Here is a 3,283-nt window from a genome sequence, read left to right as displayed (position 1 = left end):
CTGCTGGGTCCGGGCCCCGACGACCCGACGCAGCTCGCCGGCGCCGTCGACCGGCCGCGGCGCAAGCGCTCCTGGAAGACCTGGGTCACGCTCGGCGGCGTCGCGGCCAGCATCTTCGCGATCGGCCTGTTGGCGAGCTTCGCCGTGGAGTCGGCGGCCGGGCACCCGCTCTCGGGCGGCAGCTCGGGGACCTCGGTCGGCTCGATCTTCGGGCAGACGACCGGGCCGGCCACGTCGACGAGCGAGGCCCCGACGACGGACAGCTCCGACAGCTCCGACCAGAGCAGCACCGAGTCGACCCGGAGCTCCGGCGCCCAGGAGACGCGGCAGTCCGGCTCGAACTCGTCGCGGACGACGACGCCGAGCACCAGCCGCCAGCCGGCCGGCAACGGCGGCGGGGTGCTGTCCTCGCTGGTCCCGCAGTTCCAGCAGCAGCAGGGCTCCGGCGGGTAGGTGCGCTGCGCGCAGGTGAGCAGTAGTCCGCCCTATGACACGGATTACTGCTTTGCGCGGAGCGCACCGGCGGCCGCCGCCGGGTCCTCGGCGTCGGTGATCGCGCGGACGACGACCACCCGCGTCGCCCCGGCCGCCAGTACCTCGGGCAGGCGCGCGTGGTCGATCCCGCCGATCGCGAACCACGGCCGCGACGGCGCGTCGGCCGCGGTGGCCCGCACGAGGTCGAGGCCCGGCGCGGGGCGTCCCGGCTTGGTCGGGGTCGGCCAGCACGGTCCGGTGCAGAAGTAGTCGACGCCGGGTTCGACGGCGGCCGCGCGGGCCTGGTCGAGGTCGTGGGTCGAGCGGCCGATCAGCACGTCGTCGCCGAGGATCGCCCGGGCGGTGGCCACGGGGAGGTCGTCCTGGCCGAGGTGGAGCACGTCGGCGCCGGCGGCGAGGGCCACGTCGGCGCGGTCGTTGACGGCCAGCAGCGCGCCGTGGCGGCGGCAGGCGTCGGCCAGCACGGCCAGCGCCGCCAGCTCGTCGCGCGCCTCCAAGCCCTTCTCCCGCAGCTGCAGCACGTCCACCCCGCCGCGCAGCGCCGCGTCGGCGAACCCGGCGAGGTCCCCGCTCTCGCGGCGGGCGTCGGTGCACAGGTAGAGCCGGGCGCGGGCGAGCCGGTCCCGGCGGCGGGCACCGACGTCCTCGGGGGCGTGCGTCGAGCTGGTCATCGCGGGCGACGTTAACGCGTAGGGTTGCGGGCGAGCAGTACCACGGGAGCCCGGATCGGCCGGGCTGAGAGGGGACGGCGCGCGAGCGCCAGGGTCCCGACCGTCGAACCTGATCCGGGTCATGCCGGCGCAGGGAGGGATCGATCATGGATGACCGCACCGTGGTGGTCGGTGCCGGCGTCGTCGGTACGACGGCGGCGTGGGTCGCCGCGCGGGACCACGTCGCGGACGAGGTCGTCCTCGTGGATCCCGACCCGGGCTCCGGCGCGTCCTGGGTGGCCGGCGGGATGCTGGCCCCGATCACCGAGGCCTGGCCCGGCGAGCGTCCCCTCCTCGAGCTCGGCGCGGCGTCGCTACGGCGCTGGCCCGCGTTCGCGGACGCCGTCGAGCAGGCCTCCGGACGGCCGGTGGGGCTGCGCCGGGAGGGGACCCTCGCCGTCGTCGTCGACTCCGCCGATCGGGAGGACCTCGACCGCATCGTCGGGCACCTACAGGCCTGGGGACGCGACGCCGAGCGCCTGACCGGCCGCGAGACCCGTCGTCGGGAACCCGCCCTGGGGCCCGCGGTGCGCGCCGGACTCGCGGTGCCCGACGACCTCGCCGTCGACAACCGCCTCCTGCTCGCCGCGCTGCGGGCGGCGGCGGAGCGGGCCGGCGTCGTCGTGCGCCGTGAGTCGGTGGTGGGCGTGACGGAGTCCCGTGGGGCGGTCTCCGGGGTGGAGCTGAGGTCGGGGGAGCGGCTCGGGGCGGAGCGGGTGGTCGTCGCGGCCGGGGCGTGGTCGGCGTCGCTGCACCCGGCGCTGGCGGGCCTGGTGCGCCCGGTGAAGGGGGAGATCCTGCGGGTGCGGGCCCGGGCCGGGTCGTTGCCGCCGCCGACGCGGACCGTACGGGCCTCGGTGGCCGGTCGCGCCGTGTACGCCGTGCCGCGCGACGGCGGCCGGCTCGTCCTCGGCGCCACCCAGTACGAGGCGGGCTTCAACGCCGACGTGACCGTGGGCGGCGTGCGGGACCTCCTCGCCGACGCCGAGCGGGTGCTGCCGGGGATCGCGGACTACGCGCTCGAGGAGACCGCCGCCTCGTTCCGGCCCGGCACCGCCGACAACCTGCCCGTGCTCGGCGCGCTCCCCGGCGCCCCCGGGGGGCTGCTCGCCTGCTTCGGCCACGGCCGCGGCGGGATCCTGCTCACCGCGCTGACGGCCGACGTCGTCGCGGACCTGCTCGCCGGCCGTCCCGTGCCCGCGGAGTCCGCCGCGGCCTCGGCGTCGCGGGTCGCCACGCTGGAGGTGTCGTCGTGACCGTGCTCCTCAACGGCGCCGTCATCGAGGTCGCCCCCGACGCGACCGTCGCCGACGTCCTCGCCGCCCACGGTGTCCCCGACCGCGGGGTGGCGGTGGCGCTGTCCGGGGAGGTCGTGCCGCGCGCCGCCTGGGCGTCGACCCGGCTGCGCGAGGGCGCGGTGCTCGAGGTGCTCACCGCGGTGCAGGGAGGCTGATCATGGGTGACCCGTTGGTGGTCGGTGGCCGGGAGATCGGTTCCCGGCTGATCATGGGGACCGGGGGCGCGGCCAACCTGGCGGTGCTCGAGCGGGCACTGGTGGCGTCCGGGACGGCGCTGACGACGGTGGCCATGCGCCGCCTCGACGCCGGCGGTGGCCCGGGGGTGCTGGCCCTGCTGGAGCGGCTGGGGATCGAGGCGCTGCCGAACACCGCGGGCTGCCGGACCGCGGCCGAGGCGGTGCTCACCGCGCGGCTGGCCCGCGAGGCGCTGGGCACCGACCTGGTCAAGCTCGAGGTGGTCGCCGACGACCGCACCCTGCTGCCCGACCCGATCGAGCTCCTCGACGCCGCCGAGCAGCTCGTCGACGACGGCTTCACCGTGCTGCCCTACACCAACGACGACCCGGTGCTCGCGTCCAAGCTCGCCGACGCCGGGTGTGCCGCGGTCATGCCGCTGGGCTCGCCGATCGGGACGGGGCTGGGCATCCGGAACCCGCACAACATCGAGATGATCGTGGGCTCGGTGAGCGTGCCGGTGGTGCTCGACGCGGGGATCGGGACGGCGTCCGAGGCGGCGCAGGCGATGGAGCTGGGCTGCGACGCCGTGCTGCTGGCGACCGC

Annotated in this window: 5 protein-coding genes and 1 riboswitch; of the genes, 4 read left to right on the top strand and 1 reads right to left on the bottom strand. The window is 76.8% G+C overall.

Features of this window, described 5'->3' with window-relative positions; translation table 11 throughout:
* Nucleotides 1-453, top strand: a 453-nt coding sequence (locus tag VGH76_RS13545) for a hypothetical protein (protein ID WP_331557208.1), incomplete at its 5' end; no start/stop codon positions are given.
* 44 nt (nt 454-497) lie between these two features.
* Here VGH76_RS13545 and thiE read toward each other — a convergent pair.
* Nucleotides 498-1,166: a thiamine phosphate synthase gene (gene thiE, locus VGH76_RS13540; RefSeq protein ID WP_331557207.1), complete on the bottom strand. Its 669-nt coding sequence runs from the start codon at nt 1,164-1,166 to the stop codon at nt 498-500.
* 32 nt (nt 1,167-1,198) lie between these two features.
* A riboswitch (TPP riboswitch) is annotated at nt 1,199-1,319 on the top strand.
* Between thiE and thiO the strand changes: the two genes are divergently transcribed.
* From thiO to VGH76_RS13525, 3 genes are all read left to right on the top strand, one after another.
* A complete protein-coding gene (gene thiO, locus VGH76_RS13535) occupies nt 1,313-2,461 on the top strand; it encodes a glycine oxidase ThiO (protein WP_331557206.1) in 1,149 nt (382 codons plus the stop codon). (Overlaps the previous riboswitch by 7 nt.)
* Entirely contained in the window at nt 2,458-2,658 is a 201-nt protein-coding gene (gene thiS / locus VGH76_RS13530; RefSeq protein ID WP_331557205.1) for a sulfur carrier protein ThiS, read from the top strand. Before thiO ends, thiS begins: the two co-directional genes overlap by 4 nt.
* A 2-nt stretch (nt 2,659-2,660) precedes the next feature.
* A partial coding sequence (locus VGH76_RS13525; protein WP_331557204.1) for a thiazole synthase occupies nt 2,661-3,283 on the top strand: 623 nt, incomplete at its 3' end.

The sequence above is a fragment of the Actinomycetospora sp. genome (genome assembly GCF_036497585.1).
Classification (GTDB): Bacteria; Actinomycetota; Actinomycetes; order Mycobacteriales; family Pseudonocardiaceae; genus Actinomycetospora.
This window is presented reverse-complemented; position numbering and strand designations above follow the sequence as displayed.